15 protein-coding genes are annotated in these 15,757 nt (G+C 61.3%); 10 read left to right on the forward strand and 5 right to left on the reverse strand.

Going from position 1 to position 15,757, the window contains the following annotated elements; genetic code table 11:
• Positions 1–13 precede the first annotated feature (13 nt).
• Together K3819_RS17490 and K3819_RS17495 are read right to left on the reverse strand one after the other, a co-directional pair.
• Positions 14–1,705: a DUF2599 domain-containing protein gene (locus tag K3819_RS17490; protein ID WP_409348355.1), complete on the reverse strand. Its 1,692-nt coding sequence runs from the start codon at positions 1,703–1,705 to the stop codon at positions 14–16.
• A gap of 175 nt (positions 1,706–1,880) precedes the next feature.
• A complete protein-coding gene (locus K3819_RS17495) occupies positions 1,881–2,429 on the reverse strand; it encodes a cytochrome b (protein WP_221397582.1) in 549 nt (182 codons plus the stop codon).
• Between the two features lie 205 nt (positions 2,430–2,634).
• On the opposite strand from K3819_RS17495, the gene K3819_RS17500 reads away from it, so the two are divergent.
• Genes K3819_RS17500 through K3819_RS17530 form a run of 7 tightly spaced genes read left to right on the forward strand, consistent with a single transcriptional unit; the run spans position 2,635 to position 8,929 of the window.
• On the forward strand, positions 2,635–3,312 hold the full coding sequence (locus tag K3819_RS17500) for a thermostable hemolysin (RefSeq protein WP_085610627.1): 678 nt from the start codon (positions 2,635–2,637) through the stop codon (positions 3,310–3,312).
• Complete coding sequence (locus tag K3819_RS17505) at positions 3,302–4,783, forward strand: AMP-binding protein (RefSeq protein WP_221397583.1); 1,482 nt, start codon at positions 3,302–3,304, stop codon at positions 4,781–4,783. The genes K3819_RS17500 and K3819_RS17505 overlap by 11 nt, the downstream gene beginning before the upstream one ends.
• Positions 4,780–5,454: a TenA family transcriptional regulator gene (locus K3819_RS17510; protein WP_085610629.1), complete on the forward strand. Its 675-nt coding sequence runs from the start codon at positions 4,780–4,782 to the stop codon at positions 5,452–5,454. The genes K3819_RS17505 and K3819_RS17510 overlap by 4 nt, the downstream gene beginning before the upstream one ends.
• A complete protein-coding gene (locus K3819_RS17515; protein WP_221397584.1) occupies positions 5,441–6,250 on the forward strand; it encodes an SDR family oxidoreductase in 810 nt (269 codons plus the stop codon). Before K3819_RS17510 ends, K3819_RS17515 begins: the two co-directional genes overlap by 14 nt.
• Positions 6,247–6,891 (forward strand): tetratricopeptide repeat protein, encoded by a 645-nt coding sequence (locus K3819_RS17520; RefSeq protein ID WP_221397585.1) that lies wholly within the window; start codon positions 6,247–6,249, stop codon positions 6,889–6,891. The genes K3819_RS17515 and K3819_RS17520 overlap by 4 nt, the downstream gene beginning before the upstream one ends.
• An 11-nt stretch (positions 6,892–6,902) precedes the next feature.
• Positions 6,903–7,565, forward strand: a complete 663-nt coding sequence (locus K3819_RS17525; protein ID WP_064597443.1) for a response regulator — start codon at positions 6,903–6,905, stop codon at positions 7,563–7,565.
• Complete coding sequence (locus K3819_RS17530) at positions 7,562–8,929, forward strand: ATP-binding protein (protein ID WP_221397586.1); 1,368 nt, start codon at positions 7,562–7,564, stop codon at positions 8,927–8,929. Before K3819_RS17525 ends, K3819_RS17530 begins: the two co-directional genes overlap by 4 nt.
• 21 nt (positions 8,930–8,950) lie before the next feature.
• Here K3819_RS17530 and K3819_RS17535 read toward each other — a convergent pair whose 3' ends face one another.
• On the reverse strand, positions 8,951–10,213 hold the full coding sequence (locus K3819_RS17535; RefSeq protein WP_221397587.1) for an MFS transporter: 1,263 nt from the start codon (positions 10,211–10,213) through the stop codon (positions 8,951–8,953).
• A 251-nt stretch (positions 10,214–10,464) separates the two neighbouring features.
• Between K3819_RS17535 and K3819_RS17540 the strand changes: the two genes are divergently transcribed.
• Positions 10,465–10,869 carry a carbohydrate-binding module family 20 domain-containing protein gene (locus K3819_RS17540; protein WP_085610633.1) on the forward strand — a complete coding sequence of 135 codons (405 nt, stop codon included), beginning with the start codon at positions 10,465–10,467 and terminating at the stop codon, positions 10,867–10,869.
• An 18-nt stretch (positions 10,870–10,887) separates the two neighbouring features.
• Here the strand turns inward: K3819_RS17540 and K3819_RS17545 are convergent, their stop codons facing one another.
• On the reverse strand, positions 10,888–11,775 hold the full coding sequence (locus K3819_RS17545; protein WP_085610634.1) for a LysR family transcriptional regulator: 888 nt from the start codon (positions 11,773–11,775) through the stop codon (positions 10,888–10,890).
• A 133-nt stretch (positions 11,776–11,908) separates the two neighbouring features.
• Here K3819_RS17545 and K3819_RS17550 point away from each other — a divergent pair, with 133 nt between their 5' ends.
• Together K3819_RS17550 and K3819_RS17555 are read left to right on the forward strand one after the other, a co-directional pair.
• Positions 11,909–13,558: a GMC family oxidoreductase gene (locus tag K3819_RS17550; RefSeq protein ID WP_221397588.1), complete on the forward strand. Its 1,650-nt coding sequence runs from the start codon at positions 11,909–11,911 to the stop codon at positions 13,556–13,558.
• Between the two features lie 81 nt (positions 13,559–13,639).
• The gene (locus tag K3819_RS17555; protein WP_221397589.1) at positions 13,640–15,262 is read left to right on the forward strand and encodes an MFS transporter; all 1,623 of its coding nucleotides are present in this window, start codon (positions 13,640–13,642) and stop codon (positions 15,260–15,262) included.
• 49 nt (positions 15,263–15,311) lie between these two features.
• Here K3819_RS17555 and K3819_RS17560 read toward each other — a convergent pair whose 3' ends face one another.
• Positions 15,312–15,680 carry a DUF427 domain-containing protein gene (locus K3819_RS17560; RefSeq protein ID WP_085610637.1) on the reverse strand — a complete coding sequence of 123 codons (369 nt, stop codon included), beginning with the start codon at positions 15,678–15,680 and terminating at the stop codon, positions 15,312–15,314.
• Between the last annotated feature and the right edge of the window lie 77 nt (positions 15,681–15,757).

Genomic DNA, 15,757 nt, shown 5'->3' on the forward strand with positions numbered 1-15,757 from the left:
GCATCGGACGGGCTTAACGCGGAACCGGGTTGCAACCTGCCGAACGTGTCTCGCTGTCCGAGAGCGCAGGCCGGAACGGTTCAAGATTCCAAGGCGTCTTGGCGCGGTAATTCACCAGTACGCAGTTCAATTGCTGGCGCATGCTGCCGACGGATTTTTCGTTGTCGCGCCAGTTGCCATCGGCACCTCTGAGGGCGAACAACTGCTGGTACAAGGCGTCGATCTGATCGTTAGGCAAGGCACGCCCGGCGGCGGTCGGCACGACGCTCAAGGTCCATTCATCCTGACGGGTGCCCGGGTCGTAACGTTTGACCCAGTCGGCAGATGCAATGTATTGCGGCACCTTAACCGGCAGCGGATTGCAACCGGCCTTGGCCGCTTCCTGAGGGGTGACAACGGGACGGAATGGTTCCAGATTCCACTCGGTCTTTCCGGGGTAGTTCTGCACCAGGCAGCTCAGTTGCTGACGCATGCTGCCGGCGGATTTTTCGTTGTCGCGCCACTGGCTGTCGGCACCGCGCAGCGCGAACAATTCCTTGTACACCGCGTCCTGATCGCTGGCCTGAATCGCCTTGCCCTGAGCGGTGGGCGTGACATTGAGGGTCCACTCGTTCTTGCCCGTGCCGGGGTCGTGGCGTTCGACCCAGTTGGCCGAGGCAATGTAGCGAGGCACCGGAGCCGGCGTGGCTTGCCCGCTGCCAGCGGATGTCAGATCAATCGCCTGATCCGCTGCGACGTAGCTGAAACGCTGCTCCGGCGGCTTGGTGAAGTCCAGCCGCAGGACCGGCACGCTGTACCCCTGAGCCTGGAGTTTCTTCTGGAAGTTGCGCGCGCTGTTCAAGCCGTTTTCCGGTTTCGGCGGTGCCTGATCGCCACGAGTGGCGAAGTTCTGCGTGCTGTTGACGTTGTAGATGAAGGCCTCGATGTACTTCATGTTTTCGCTGCCGTCGTTGGTCGACGAAGCGTTCTTCAACATGAATTCGTTGACCTGGGCGCTGAAGGCGAACGGGTCTTTATTGGTGGTGTTCACCCGTGATTCGTGGACGCGGATCATCGCATTCCAGTCGCTGGGCTTCTCCGCGTTCCAGGAGCACTGGCCGTACTGGATCGGCCCTTTCATCAACCCGGTGTACTTGTTGGTCCACTGCTCGGCGGTGGTCACCCCGGCTTCGGCGCAGGTGCCATAGGCCAGCGCGGCATTTTTGTTGTTCATCGTTCCCTGAGCTGCGCGCGGCGGTTCACGACTGTCGAAAAAGCCGCAGCCATACCACTTGCGCTCCGGTCCGGTGCCGCCATCGAAGGCGTAGATGCAGGTGAAGCCTTGCTCCTTGACCGGCAATTGCAGCGCCGCCGCATCAGTGGGATTGCGCAAGATGAAGCCGGCTGGATGAATGAGGATGCGGGTGCTCAGATCCTTGCGGATCCACGAATAGGACGTCGCGCCGATCTTGATCGCGTAAGGGCTGTAGTCCCACGGGTTGAACGGCCCGTCGTTGACCATGCGCAACGTCACCCCGCTGCAGTAATAGAGCCCGCGAGCGGCACCGGTGTCGGGCTCCTGGCAGGCATCCTTGAGGGTGTTGTAGTTGCGATTGATGCGGCTCAGGGTTTCCAGCGGATCGAGGGGTGGCTGGGCAGCCATGGCGCTGAATGCGAGGGGCAGGAACAGGCTCAGAATAAAAGGCGAACGAACGGCTGCGCGAATAACCGACACTCCTTGTCGTGCGGATGACACTTCCATGAGGGCAGCGTAGTTAGCTCAATCCATACGGTCAAACCGCTGACCGGAATGTTGTGAAAGTGCCCTCAGTTCTTGCCGTTTGCCAGATGATGCGCCAGCACCTGCCCGGCAGACTGCCTTTGGCTTTTTGATAACGAACTCAACGCTGACGCAACGGCAGCATGCGCAGCAGCGTGTTGTCCCGCACCCAATAGTGATGAAACAGTCCCGCCGCCGCGTGCAGGCCGATCAGCCAATAGCCCGTACTGCCCAGCAGTTCATGCCAGTACTTGATCTGCTTGGCCAGGTCCGGATCGACCGCCACCGGCGCCGGCACATGAAAGCCGATATACGGAAAAGGTTTGTCGCCGGCCGCGAGCATCAGCCAGGCCAGCACTGGCGTGACAATCATCAGCCCATACAGGGCCAGGTGCATCAGGTGCGCGATTGCCGTCTGCCAGGCAGGAGGTTTGGGGATAATCGGCGGACGAGGCGTCAGGCGGCCAAACAGGCGCACCCAAACCAGAACAAAAATGCTCGCGCCGAACATTCCGTGCAGGCCCATTAACAGGCCTCGCGCTTCGCTGCCTCGGGGCATGAAGCCTTTTATTTCAACGCAGGCATACACGCCCACGAACAGCGCCAGCATCAGCCAGTGCAAGGTGATCGACAGTTTTCCATAACGGGGTGCGGCCAGGTCGCGGGTCATAGTTGCCTCGTGATTGTTGTAAGCGAAGGCCGATTCGTTCGGCTGTCTCGATCCGGTTGCCGGGCGAACCGACGGCGTCACACTGCCGTGACAGTCTTAAGACAATCTGAAGATCCGACGTTCGTTAACCTTTTTTCACCTTCAGACTTCGTTAAGAAATGGTCCGGATACTCCACTCAAACCTATTGAGGGAGGCGTTCAGCCCATGCCCGATTCTGACTGGAACATCCCCCTGCCCCTGCGTTTCGGCCAAGGCGAAACACCGCGGATGCAACTGTCGAGCGCCCCACCCGGCGACGCTCAACGAGCGGCGTTCGAAGCGTTTATTCAACAACGTTTTCGCAAGGCCCACGGCGCCGATATCCGCCATTTCATGCCCGAACTGTTTGGTGTGCACAACGACTCCGGCGACCTTTGCGCGGTTGCCGGAGTACGTCGTGCGCACCTTGAACCACTTTTTCTCGAACGTTACCTGGATGAACCGATCGAGCCGTTGATCAGCGCGGCGGCAGACCATCCGGTGGAGCGCAGCGCGATTGTCGAAGTCGGCAATCTTGCCGCCAACGACACCGGCAGCGCGCGCCTGAGCATCATTGCCATCACTTACCTGCTGGCCATGGGCGGTCTGGAGTGGGTGACGTTTACCGGCAATATCGGGCTGGTCAACAGCTTCCATCGCCTGGGTCTGAAACCCGTGACGCTGTGCGCCGCCGACCCGGAACGCCTGGGCGATGACCGTCACCACTGGGGCAGTTACTACGAAAGCAAACCCTGGGTGCATGTCGGCAACATCCGCGCCGGTTTCATCCATCTGCGCAACATCGGTCTGTTCAGCCGGCTGGGATTGCCGACGTCTATCGAAGGAGCCTGCCATGTCGCTTGAACGTCAACGATTCCAGGAAACCCTGCGCAGCCATGCAGGGCGCAATGACAACGCTTTGGCATTGTGGGGCGACACGCTGAAAATCAGTTACACGACGCTGTACGCCGAGGTGATGTACCGCCAGCAGCGCCTGCGCGATGAGCAGGTGACAGTCATCGCCCTGGCGCTGGACAACGGCGTCGAAGCCATACTCTGGGATCTGGCGGCGTTGTTTGAAGGCTTGACGTGCGTGACCCTGCCGCCGTTCTTCAGTCCGGCACAACGTGCCCATTGTCTGGAACAAAGCCAGGCCGAACGAGTGATCGCCGAACCGGAGCTGGAGCCAGAATTGCTCGCTGCCGGTTATGAACAACGCGGTGAATTCTGGTGCCGCGCCTTTGAAGGCCCGAACCGCCTGCCCGCCGGTACCGCCAAACTGACGTTTACCTCCGGCACAACCGGCACACCGAAAGGCGTGTGCCTGAGCGCCTACAGTCTGCTGCGGGTCGCTCGGGAGCTGGAAGAGGCCAGCAAACCCACAGCCCCTCAACATCACGTGGCGTTGCTGCCGCTGGCAATCCTGCTGGAAAACCTTGGCTGTTACGCGGCCCTGTACGCCGGCGCAACGCTGAGCGTGCCGAGCCAGAAAACCCTGGGCATCCAGGGCGCCAGCGGCGTCGACCTGCCGCGCTTGCTGGGCTGCCTGGCCCACCGGGCGCCCGAGAGTCTGATCCTGGTGCCGCAATTGCTTTTGCTGTTGGTCAGCGCTGCCGAACAGAAAGCCTTCGATCCGCAATCGCTGCGTTTTGCCGCCGTTGGTGGCGCACGGGTTTCCGAGGATCTGCTGCACCGCGCGCAACGAATCGGCCTGCCGGTCTACGAAGGTTACGGCCTGTCAGAGTGCGCCTCGGTGGTCTGCCTCAACCGACCCGGCGCACGTCGTCCGGGCAGTGTCGGGCGGCCCCTGCCCCATGTCGACGTGCGCCTTGCCGAAGACGGAGAGGTGTTGATCAAAGGCTCGACCTTGCTCGGTTACCTTGGCGAGCCGACGTACAGCGATGAATGGTGGCCCAGCGGCGATCTGGGCGAGTTCGACCCGGAAGGTTTTCTCTACCTCAAGGGCCGCAAGAAGCATCAGTTCGTTACCAGTTTCGGACGCAACGTCAACCCGGAATGGGTCGAGTCCGAACTGACTCAGCGCCAGCACATCGCCCAGGCCTTTGTGTATGGCGAGGCCTTGCCGCACAACCACGCCCTGCTCTGGCCACATCGCCCTGATTGCACCGATGCACAACTGGAAGCCGCCGTCGCCGCTGCCAACGAGGCCTTGCCCGATTACGCCCAGGTGCATCACTGGACACGCCTCGAACAACCTTTCACGGCCACCAACGGCCTGCTCACCGCCAACGGTCGCCCCCGCCGCGAGGCAATCGTCGCGCAGTACCGCGCCGTGCTTACCGAATCCGCCTTTTCCGAGGAATCCGCACCATGAGCTTTTTTGACACCTTGCAAGAAGCCACGCACCAGGAACGCCACGAGCTGTTCAATTTGCCGATCATCCTCGATGCGTTGCAAGGCAAGGTCAGCCTTGAAAGCTATCGCGCGTTTCTCGCCCAGGCCTACTACCACGTGCGCCACACCGTACCGCTGATGATGGCTTGTGGTGCGCGCCTGCCGACGCATCTGGAATGGCTGCGCAAAGCTGTGTGCGAATACATCGAGGACGAATACGGCCACGAGCAATGGGTGCTCAACGACATCGAGGCCTGTGGCGGTGACCGTAACGCTGTGCGTGATGGCCAGCCGTCGCTGCCGATCGAGCTGATGGTCAGCTTTCTTTACGATCTGATCGCCCGAGGCAATCCGGTGGGTCTGTTTGGCATGGTCAACGTGCTGGAGGGCACCAGCATCGCCCTGGCCACCCATGCGGCGGGCAGCATCCGCGAACGTCTGGCCCTGCCGGAAACGGCGTTCAGCTACCTCAGCTCCCACGGCTCGCTGGACATCGAGCACATGCAAACCTATCGCCGGCTGATGAATCAGCTGGAAGATCCGGCCGACCAGGCGGCGGTGATCCATGCCTCGAAAGTCGTCTATCGGCTCTACACCGACATGTTCCGCGGCCTGCCCCGTGACACGGAGGCTCAACATGCAGCTGCATGAAGCCCGTGTGGTGCTGACCGGTGCCAGCGGCGGCATCGGGATAGCGATCACGCGTGCCCTGTGCGCTGCCGGTGCGCAGGTCCTGGCGGTCGCGCGGCATCAGGAATCGCTGCGCCCGTTGCTCGATCTTTACCCACAGAACCTGTGCTGGGTCGCTGCCGACCTGACATTCCTCAGCGACCGGCGCAAGGTGCTGGCCGCCGCCGAGGCCATCGGCGGCATCAACCTGCTGATCAACGCCGCCGGGGTCAATCATTTCGCAATGCTGGAACAGCTCGACGACAGCGACATCAACGCCATGCTGGCGGTGAACATCGGTGCGCCGATCTGCCTGACCAAACTGTTGCTGCCGCTGCTCAAGCAGGCCGACAGTGCCATGGTGGTCAACGTCGGCTCGACCTATGGTTCGATCGGTTATCCCGGTTATGCCAGTTACTGCGCGACCAAGTTTGCCTTGCGCGGATTTTCCGAGGCCTTGCGCCGAGAGTTGGCGGATACCCGGGTCGGTGTGTTGTACGTGGCGCCCCGCGCCACACGCACCAGCATGAACAGCCCCGCCGCCCAGGCATTGAACGATGCACTCAAAGCCAGCGTCGACGATCCGCAAGCCGTCGCCGCTGCGGTGATTCATGCGATTGCCGGTGATCGCCGCGACCTCTATCTGGGCTGGCCGGAGCGCTTCTTCGTACGCCTCAACAGCCTGCTGCCCAATCTGGTGGATCGCGGTCTGCGCAAGCAATTGCCACTGATCCGTCGCCTGAGTGAAAAACCCGAGAACGAGACGCCGAAACCATGAAAAAACTTCTCGCCTGTGTGCTGCTGGGCGCCCTCAGTCAAAGTGTCTGGGCGCTGGACGCTGCCGATCAACAACGCCTCAACAGCATCCAGCAGAGCTGGGCGCACATCCAATACGAGACCCCGGAAAAACAGCGGGCCGCTGCATTTGAACAGTTGGCCGTCCAGGCAACGCACTTCGCCACCGAACGGCCGGCCGTCGCCGAGGCCTGGATCTGGAAAGGCATCGTCACCAGCAGTTGGGCCGGTGCCGAGGGCGGACTCGGGGCGCTGGGCAAAGCCAAGGACGCCGAAGCCGATCTGGAAAAATCACTGACTCTCGATCCCAAGGCATTGCAAGGTTCGGCCTACACCAGCCTCGCCGCGCTGTACGACCGGGTACCGGGCTGGCCGATCGGTTTTGGTGACAGCGACAAGGCTGAACAACTGCTCAAACAAGCCCTGCAACTCAACCCCGACGGCATCGACAGTCTGTACTTCTGGGGCGATCATCTTTACCGTCAAAAACGCTACGCTGAAGCCAGGGCAGCGCTGCAAAAAGCCCTGCAAGCCGCTCCGCGCCCGGGCCGGGAAAGTGCCGATGCCGGGCGCCGCAAAGAAATCGCCGCGTTACTGGTGGACGTAAACAAGAAACTCGACTGACAGGAGTCCGTGTGCGTTTACTACTGATCGAGGATGACGTGGCCCTCGGCGAGGGCATTCATCAGGCGCTGGGGCGCGAGGGCTACACCGTCGACTGGCTCAAGGACGGCAGCAGCGCCCTGCACGCCCTGCTCAGCGAAACCTTTGATCTGGCGGTGCTCGATCTCGGCCTGCCACGCATGGACGGCCTGGAAGTACTACGCCGTCTGCGTAGCACTGGTTCTAACCTGCCGGTGCTGATCCTCACCGCCCGCGATGCCACCGAAGACCGCATTGCGGGGCTGGACGCCGGCGCCGACGATTACCTGATCAAGCCCTTTGACCTGGCCGAGCTCAAGGCCCGCCTGCGCGCCCTGCTGCGACGCAGTGCCGGACGCGCGCAGATGCTGATCGAGCACGCCGGCATCAGCCTCAACCCCGGCACCCAGCAAGTCAGCTATCTGGGGCAGCCGGTGGTGCTCACGCCCAAAGAATATCAGTTGCTGCACGAACTGCTCTCGCCGCCGGGTCGGGTCATGACCCGCGACCACCTCACACAACTGCTTTACGGCTGGAACGAAGAAGCCGAAAGCAACACCCTGGAAGTGCACATTCATCACCTGCGCAAGAAATTCTCCACCGACCTGATCCGCACCATTCGCGGCGTGGGTTATCTGGTGGAGGAGCGCCGATGACCTCGATCCGGCGCCGCACCCTGACCCTGATCATCGGCCTGATGCTCGCTGGTCTGACTGTGCTCAGCCTGTTCAACCTGCACGACAGCAACCACGAAATCGCCGAGGTCTACGACGCGCAACTGGCGCAGAACGCGCGTCTGCTGCAAGGCGTGATGCGCATGCCGTTGCCGGGGCAGGAACACGCGGATCTCTATCGGGCGTTCAACTCGGCACTGGCCGAAGCCGTGCCCAAAGGGGACGGCCATCCCTACGAAAGAAAACTCGCCTTTCAGGTCTGGAATGCCAAGGGCGAAATCCTGGTGCATACCGCCAGCGCGCCCTCCTTCAGCACGCCGCCGATCCAGCCAGGCTTCAGCGACGTGGAGGATCTGAACAAGCGCCACTGGCGGGCGTTTGTCCTGGAAGACAAACAGAACGGTTTGCGCATCTGGGTGGGTGAACGTGGCGACGTGCGAGCGGATCTGGTTGACCGGATCGTCCGCCATACCCTGTGGCCGAACGTAATCGGCAGTCTGATCCTGGCGGCGATGATCTGGCTGGCCATCGGCTGGGGGCTCAAGCCGCTGGCCAATATGGCGGCGACCCTGCGCGCCCGCCACAGTGGCGCTCTCGAACCGCTGCAACTGACGCCGCTGCCCAGCGAACTGGAACCGATGCAAGCCGCACTCAACCGCATGCTTGCGCAGATCCAGGAAGTGCTCGGTCGGGAACGCCGGTTCATCGCCGACGCCGCCCACGAAATGCGCACGCCGCTGGCGGTACTGCGGGTACATGCGCAAAACCTGCTGGAGGCTGGCACCGAGCAGGAACGTCGCGAGTCACTCGAATTTCTGATCGCCGGGGTGGATCGAACCAGCCGACTGGTCAATCAGCTACTGACCATGGCCCGCCTCGAACCCAAGGCCAGTGCGCCTGCCAACCAACGCATCGACCTTGGCGACACCGTGCGCAACAGTCTGGTGCAACTCACGCCATGGTTGCTGAGCAAACATCTGGAACTGGCCTTTGACGTCAGCGACCAACCTTTTCCAGCGTTCGCCGATGCTGCCACCATCGACATTGCCTTGAACAACCTCATCACCAACGCCGCCAACTTCTCCCCGGAGCACGGCGTGATCAGCGTGCAATTGACCCGCGTCGACGGTTTTTACCATTTGGACGTTGAAGATCAGGGCCCGGGTATCGATGAAACGGACCGGGCGCGATTGTTCGAGCGGTTCTACAGCCGGGGCAACCCCGGGGGCGCGGGCCTGGGGCTGACCATCGTCAATACCATCGCCACCCGTCTGGGTGGGCGGATCACACTGCAAAACCGGGTCGAGGGAGGCCTGCGGGCGACGCTGTCGATTCCCGCCGGTTGAACAGGTCTTGGGACCGTTGAGTCAAGGCGTAACCATCGGCGGCGCCTTGCTTTGCAGTGCCATTGAGTCGGCATTGGAACCCGACACTGTCTCGGGCACCGCCACCCAAAGCAGCACCAGCGCTACCAGCGCCACGGCCGCCAAGGTCAGAAACCCGGCGCTGTAACCGGCCTCTTGAACCACGATGCCCGCCAGACTGTTGCTCAATGCCGCGCCCAGTCCGAACACTGTCGAAATCGCCCCCAGACTGACGTTGAAGTGGCCGGTCCCCAGCGTCAGGTCTTTCACCACCACCGGAAACAGCGCGCCGAAAATCCCCGCGCCGATGCCATCGAGCAACTGCACCGAAACCAGCCACCACGGATCGTTCGACAGCACATACAGCACACCGCGCAACGGCAAAATCAGAAACCCCGCCAGCAGCAACGGCTTGCGTCCCCAAAGATCGGCCTTCGCCCCCACCAGCAGCGCGACCGGCACCATCACCAGTTGCGCCGCGACGATGCAGGCAGACGTGAGCGGCGTGGCCATCTGCAGATTGGCCTGCGCCAGCTTCTGACTCACCAGCGGCAACATCGCCGCGTTCGCCAGATGAAACAGCGCGCAGCAAATCGCGAACATCAGCAGCGGGCGGTTGGTGAGCAACACGGAAAAGCCCGAAGGCTGCTTGCCCTGCCCCGCTTCGCTGGGGGAAAGACCTCGGGCGAGATCGTGGTCAATCGCGTCTGCCGACACAAAGGAAACGGCAATCACACTGGCCAGCGCCATGACCGCCATCAAATAAAACACCGCAATCGGACCAAACAGGTACGCGGACAAACCGGCCAACAACGCGGCGCAAGCGTTGCCGGCGTGGTTGAAGGTTTCGTTGCGCCCGGTTCTTCGCGTGAAGGCACGAGGCCCGGTAATCCCGAGGGTGATCGCGCAAATGGCCGGCGCGAAGATCGAAGCGGCGACGGCACTGATGGCTTGCGTCACCGCCACCAGGCTGAACGACGTCACAAACGGCAGCAGCAGACAGCTTGCGGTGACCACCAGCGCGGCAATCGCAATCAGCGACCGTTTGAAGCGCGTGCTGTCGACCAGCGCACCTGCCGGGGTCTGGGTGATGAGCGCGGCGATCCCGGCAAGGGTCATGACCAGACCAATACTCGCCGGCTCCCACTGGTGAACCGCCAGCAGGTAAATCGCCAGATAAGGACCGAGCCCGTCACGCACGTCGGCGAGGAAGAAATTCAGGCTGTCGAGGGACAGGTTATTGCGGCGATCGAGGTGAGTGGCCACGGGAAACGTCTTCGTTGTCGAGGTTCTGCGAAATGACTCAACCTCCGCAAATCGAATGACCCATTGGCGGTGATTTTAGTTGCATGGAAGGGGGGGCGAACTTGCCCCAAAGGCAGCGCATTGCAGATGAATTGACGAGTAACCGACGACACTATCGCCAAGTGCTCTAAAGAACTGTCAGTTCTGTCAGGTTACTTGCCGTTTGGCCAGGTTTACGCTGGCCTCTACGACAGTAAATCGAGGCGTCCAACATGTTCCGGATTCGTCATTTTGTGCCACAAGGTGTTCTCTTGTTGGCGATGCTGAGTTTGATCAGCCATGCTCAAAGCGCCGTCACGTTTACCTATTTTCTACCTGTGGACTTTGAGTGCAACAACGGTGTGACAACGCCGGGCTACAGCGTCTACGTCGTCGGCAACCTCCCGGAAATCGGCAGTTGGGATGTGACCAAGGCAGTGAAACTGACCCCCTCTGCCTACCCGACATGGACCGGTCAGACCAAGTTCACCCTTTTAACTGAAAAGACCTCCGTGGAATGGAAATGCATCATCCGCAGTGAGACGAATCCATCCGACGTAAAACAGTGGCAAGCCGGCGCCAATAACCAGGTGACGACGGCGTGGAGCCCTACACCGAAAAGCATTGGCACGTTCTGACGCATCGTTTTTTTGATCTCAGGGGTTGAGCAACAACCCCTGCTCCGCCTCACACAACCCCACGACGTAATCCCAAACCACCCGCAACCGTACCGACTTGTGCAACTCGCGCCGCGTACTGATCCAGTAGCTGCGTTCGATGCTCTCATCGGGCAACAGCGGCACCAGATCCGGGTCCGAAGCCGCCATGTAACAAGGAAGAACGGCAATGCCGAGACCTGAGCGCGCCGCCTGCTGCTGCGCGATCACGCTGGTGCTGTGAAACACCACCCGTGGGTTGCGACAGAAGCTGTTGAGAAACATCAGTTCCTGACTGAACAGCAGATCATCGACGTAGCCGATCCACGCGTGCCGTCCGAGATCTTCGCGACTGCGCAGCGGCGGCGCATTGTCGAGATAGGCGCGGCTGGCATAGAGCGCGAGCCGGTAATCGGTGAGTTTGCGGGTGACCAGCATGTCCGCCGCCGGCCGCTCCAGGTGAATGCTGATTTCCGCCTCGCGATTGAGGATGCTGACGAAGCGCGGCACCGCCACCAGTTCCACTTCCAGCCCCGGATAGCGTTCGAACAACCCGATCATGCGGCTGGCGAGAAACATGATGCCCAGCCCTTCTGTCACTCCGACGCGAATCTTGCCCAGCGGCGCCGTGGACTGGGTGATTTCTTCCTGAGCCAGGAGCGCGACGTTCTCCATGGCTTCGGCATGTTTGAGTAGCGCCTCTCCCGCCGGGGTCATTTCGTAGCCTTGGGCATGCTGGACGAACAACGCGGTGCCAAGGCTTTTTTCGATGGCTTCGATATGTCGGGCGACGGTGGCGTGCGTGGTGTTCAGGCGGCGGGCGGCGGTGAGCAGTCGGCCGCTGCGCTGCAACTCGAGAAAGAACCGCAGGTCGTTCCAGTCGAACATGGCTTGTCCTTGTCGGCTATCGTCATAAAGCGCTGTTTGAAAACGCACAGCGGCTGCGCAAAAACTAACATTCTTTTGACGAAAGCAAACAACTAGGATGACCGACAACAAAAACAATAAGCGAGGTCAGGGAATGCAGACGTCCCTTGATGAATTCGACTACATCGTGGTCGGCGCCGGGCCGGCCGGGTGTTTGCTGGCCAATCGGCTGTCGGCCGATCCACAGCAGCGCGTGCTGTTGCTGGAGGCTGGCGGGCGCGACAACTACCCGTGGATTCACATTCCCGTGGGTTACCTGTTCTGCATCGGCAACCCGCGCACCGACTGGTGCTTCAAGACCGAAGAACAACCGGGCCTCAATGGCCGCGCGCTGAGTTATCCGCGCGGCAAAGTGCTGGGCGGCTGTTCGTCGATCAACGGCATGATCTACATGCGTGGCCAAGCCAACGACTATGACGGCTGGGCCGCCGAAGGCAATCCGGGCTGGGCCTGGAACGATGTGCTACCGCTGTTCAAACAGAGCGAAAACCATTTTGCTGGTGCGGCGGACTTTCATGGCGACAAGGGTGAATGGCGAGTCGAACGCCAGCGCCTGTCGTGGCCGATTCTCGATGCCTTCCGCAGCGCTGCCGAACAGAGCGGCATCGCCAGCATCGACGACTTCAACCAGGGCGACAACGAGGGTTGCGGCTACTTTCAGGTCAATCAGAAGGCCGGGGTGCGCTGGAATGCGGCGAAGGCGTTTCTGAAGCCGATTCGCGATCGGGCCAATCTCACCGTGCTGACTGAAGTCGAAGTAGATCGGGTTTTGTTCGAAAACGGTCGCGCTTCGAAAGTCAGCGCCCGTTGGCAGGGTCAACAAAAGAACTTCAAGGCGCGCAAGGAGATCGTGTTGTGCGCCGGCTCCGTGGGCTCGCCGAGCATTCTGCAACGCTCCGGAATCGGCCCGCGTCCGCTGCTGGAAAAGCTCGGGATCGGCGTGGTGCATGAATTGCCGGGCGTCGGCGGCAACCTGCAGGACCACCTGCAACTGCGGCTTATCTACCAACTGGAAAACGCCCGCACCCTCAACCAGATTGCCGGCAGCATCTGGGGCAAGATGGGCATGGGCCTGCGTTACCTGTACGACCGCAGCGGGCCGTTGTCGATGGCACCGAGTCAGCTGGGTGCGTTTGCCCGCTCGGGGCCGGAACAGACCTCGGCCAACCTCGAATATCACGTGCAGCCGCTGTCGCTGGAGCGTTTTGGCGAGCCGCTGCACAGCTTCCCCGCATTCACCGCGTCGGTGTGTGATTTACGGCCGCAGAGCCGGGGCCGGGTCGAGATTCGCTCAGCCGATCCGCAAACCGCGCCGCTGATCCAGCCCAATTACCTCAGCCATCCCGAAGACCTGCGTGTGGCCGCCGACGCGATTCGCCTGACCCGGCGCATCGTCAGCGCTCCCGCCTTGCAAGCCTTCAACCCGGTGGAATATCTGCCAGGCGCCAGCCTGCAAACCGAAGAACAACTGCACGAAGCGGCGGCGAAGATCGGCACGACGATTTTCCATCCGGTCGGCACCTGCCGCATGGGCAACGACGCGGACGCCGTGGTCGATGCGCAGTTGCGCGTGCATGGCGTGCCGGGGCTGCGGATTGCCGATGCGTCGATCATGCCGCGCATTACCTCGGGCAACACCTGTTCGCCTACGCTGATGATTGCTGAAAAAGCGGCACAGCTGATTCTCAACCCAACCGCCCGGAGTTTTCCCGCCGAAGAAAAAGCACTGACCGCACTCTCTTGACCAAAGGAACAGCGGCACCCGCCCACAAGGTCGGCGCCGACAGTGGAAACAACAAAAACAATCACTGTGAGGGATACCGATATGTCAGAACACGTTCAGCCTCTGGACGCCGTGCGCAGCGCGGACGCCAGCCCCGATACCCGAAAGGTCATCTTCGCCTCGTCCCTGGGGACGGTGTTCGAGTGGTATGACTTCTTCCTCTACGGCGCCCTGGCGGCGGTCATCAGCAAGCAGTTTTTCGCCGGGGTCAACGACACCACGGCGTTCATCTTTGCGCTGATGGCATTCGCCGCCGGCTTCATCGTGCGGCCGTTCGGGGCGCTGGTGTTTGGTCGGTTGGGGGACATGATCGGGCGCAAATACACCTTCCTCGCAACCATCATCCTGATGGGCGTGGCGACGTTCGCCGTGGGCCTGCTGCCGACCTACGCCAGCATCGGCATCGCCGCACCGATCATTCTGGTGATACTGCGCATGCTGCAGGGCCTGGCCCTCGGCGGCGAATACGGCGGCGCCGCGACTTACGTGGCCGAACACGCGCCAATCGGCAAGCGCGGGTTCCACACCAGCTGGATTCAATCCACCGCGACCCTTGGTCTGCTGCTGTCGCTGCTGGTGGTGCTCGGTTGCCGCTACTTCACCGGCGATCAATTCGAAGTCTGGGGCTGGCGTATTCCGTTCCTGTTGTCGATCGTGCTGCTGGGTATTTCCACCTGGATTCGCCTGAGTCTGCACGAATCGCCGGCCTATCTGAAAATGAAAGAAGAAGGCAAGGCCAGCAAGGCGCCGATCCGCGAGTCCTTCGGCAAATGGGAAAACCTCAAAGTCGTGCTGATCGCCCTGTTCAGCATCAACGCCGGGCAAGCGGTGACCTTCTACGCGGCGCAGTTTTACGTGCTGTTCTTCCTCACCCAGTTCCTGAAAATGGACCCGGCGGTGGCCAACAGTCTGCTGATCATCAGCGTGGTGATCGGCGCGCCGTTCTTCATCATTTTCGGCTGGCTGTCGGACAAGGTCGGGCGCAAACCGGTGCTGATGCTTGGCTTGCTGCTGGCCACCGCGCTGTACTTCCCGATCTTCAAATCCCTGGCCCACTACGCCAACCCGGCCATCGACCACGCCAGCCGACAGGCACCGATCACCGTGGTGGCCGACCCGGCGACCTGCACCTTCCAGTTCGATCCGGTGGGCAAGGCCAAATTCGACAGCCCGTGCGACAAGGTCAAGACCTTCCTGGTCAAGCAAGGCCTGCCCTACTCCAGTGTTGCCGCCCCGGCGGGCAGCGCGGTGCAGGTGAGCGTCGGCGATGTGAAACTCGACGGCTTCGACGAGGCGGCTCTGCGCGGCGCGATCACCCTCGCCGGCTATCCGCAACAGGCTGATATGCAGCAAATCAACAAACCGATGATCGTGGCCCTGATCGTCGGCCTGATCATCATCTCGGCCATGTGCTACGGCCCGCTCGCCGCGCTGATGGTCGAACTGTTCCCGACCCGCATCCGCTACACCTCGATGTCCCTGCCGTACCACATCGGTAACGGCTGGTTCGGCGGTTTCCTGCCGACCGTGTCGTTTGCGCTGGTGGTGTACACCGGGGATATTTTCTACGGGTTGTGGTACCCGGTGCTGATTACCGGGGTGAGCCTGGTGGTGGGGATGATCTGTCTGCGTGAGACGAAGAATATCGATCTGGACAAGAACTGATTGATATTCGTGTGGCGGGGGCGCAATGCCCTCGCCACCCTGCGGAATTTCAAACCTCCGCCTCCAACAACTCAAACTTCACCTGATCGGGATAAAACGCCACGTAGTCCTTGATCTGGCTGACCGAAATCTTTGGATTTTCGTACGTCCATACCGCGTTCGCCCCTTCGTGCCCCGGCACTTGCAGACTGAAATAGTTGGCATCGCCCTTGTACGGGCAGTAGGTGGTGTGGTCGGTGCGGGCGAAGTATGTTTCGTCGATGTCTTCACGCGGGATGTAGTAGACCGGCGGGTAATTGGCTTCGAGCAGCACCAGGGCTCGGGCCGAGGCGGCGACCTGTATGCCGTGGAATTTTACCAGCAGGCAGCCAGGCTGCTCGGCAACGGTGATGACGGGACTGGGACCGGAACTTTTCATCGGTTTCTCCTGACGGCGGCGAAGGCACCGGTTCAGGTATAACCCATGTGGGGGAATCTCGTCGGATCCGCAGCCGA

This window comes from Pseudomonas sp. 3-2 (assembly GCF_019710535.1).
Classification (GTDB): Bacteria; Pseudomonadota; Gammaproteobacteria; order Pseudomonadales; family Pseudomonadaceae; genus Aquipseudomonas; species Aquipseudomonas pharyngis.

Excerpts from the sequence above, each read along its gene's own strand:
- K3819_RS17555 (WP_221397589.1), top strand. The coding sequence starts at position 13,640 with ATGTCAGAACACGTTCAGCCTCTGGACGCCGTGCGCAGCGCGGACGCC.
- K3819_RS17500 (WP_085610627.1), top strand. The coding sequence starts at position 2,635 with ATGCCCGATTCTGACTGGAACATCCCCCTGCCCCTGCGTTTCGGCCAA.
- K3819_RS17515 (WP_221397584.1), top strand. The coding sequence starts at position 5,441 with ATGCAGCTGCATGAAGCCCGTGTGGTGCTGACCGGTGCCAGCGGCGGC.
- K3819_RS17550 (WP_221397588.1), top strand. The coding sequence starts at position 11,909 with ATGCAGACGTCCCTTGATGAATTCGACTACATCGTGGTCGGCGCCGGG.
- K3819_RS17495 (WP_221397582.1), bottom strand. The coding sequence starts at position 2,429 with ATGACCCGCGACCTGGCCGCACCCCGTTATGGAAAACTGTCGATCACC.
- K3819_RS17560 (WP_085610637.1), bottom strand. The coding sequence starts at position 15,680 with ATGAAAAGTTCCGGTCCCAGTCCCGTCATCACCGTTGCCGAGCAGCCT.
- K3819_RS17545 (WP_085610634.1), bottom strand. The coding sequence starts at position 11,775 with ATGTTCGACTGGAACGACCTGCGGTTCTTTCTCGAGTTGCAGCGCAGC.
- K3819_RS17520 (WP_221397585.1), top strand. The coding sequence starts at position 6,247 with ATGAAAAAACTTCTCGCCTGTGTGCTGCTGGGCGCCCTCAGTCAAAGT.
- K3819_RS17540 (WP_085610633.1), top strand. The coding sequence starts at position 10,465 with ATGTTCCGGATTCGTCATTTTGTGCCACAAGGTGTTCTCTTGTTGGCG.
- K3819_RS17510 (WP_085610629.1), top strand. The coding sequence starts at position 4,780 with ATGAGCTTTTTTGACACCTTGCAAGAAGCCACGCACCAGGAACGCCAC.
- K3819_RS17530 (WP_221397586.1), top strand. The coding sequence starts at position 7,562 with ATGACCTCGATCCGGCGCCGCACCCTGACCCTGATCATCGGCCTGATG.
- K3819_RS17505 (WP_221397583.1), top strand. The coding sequence starts at position 3,302 with ATGTCGCTTGAACGTCAACGATTCCAGGAAACCCTGCGCAGCCATGCA.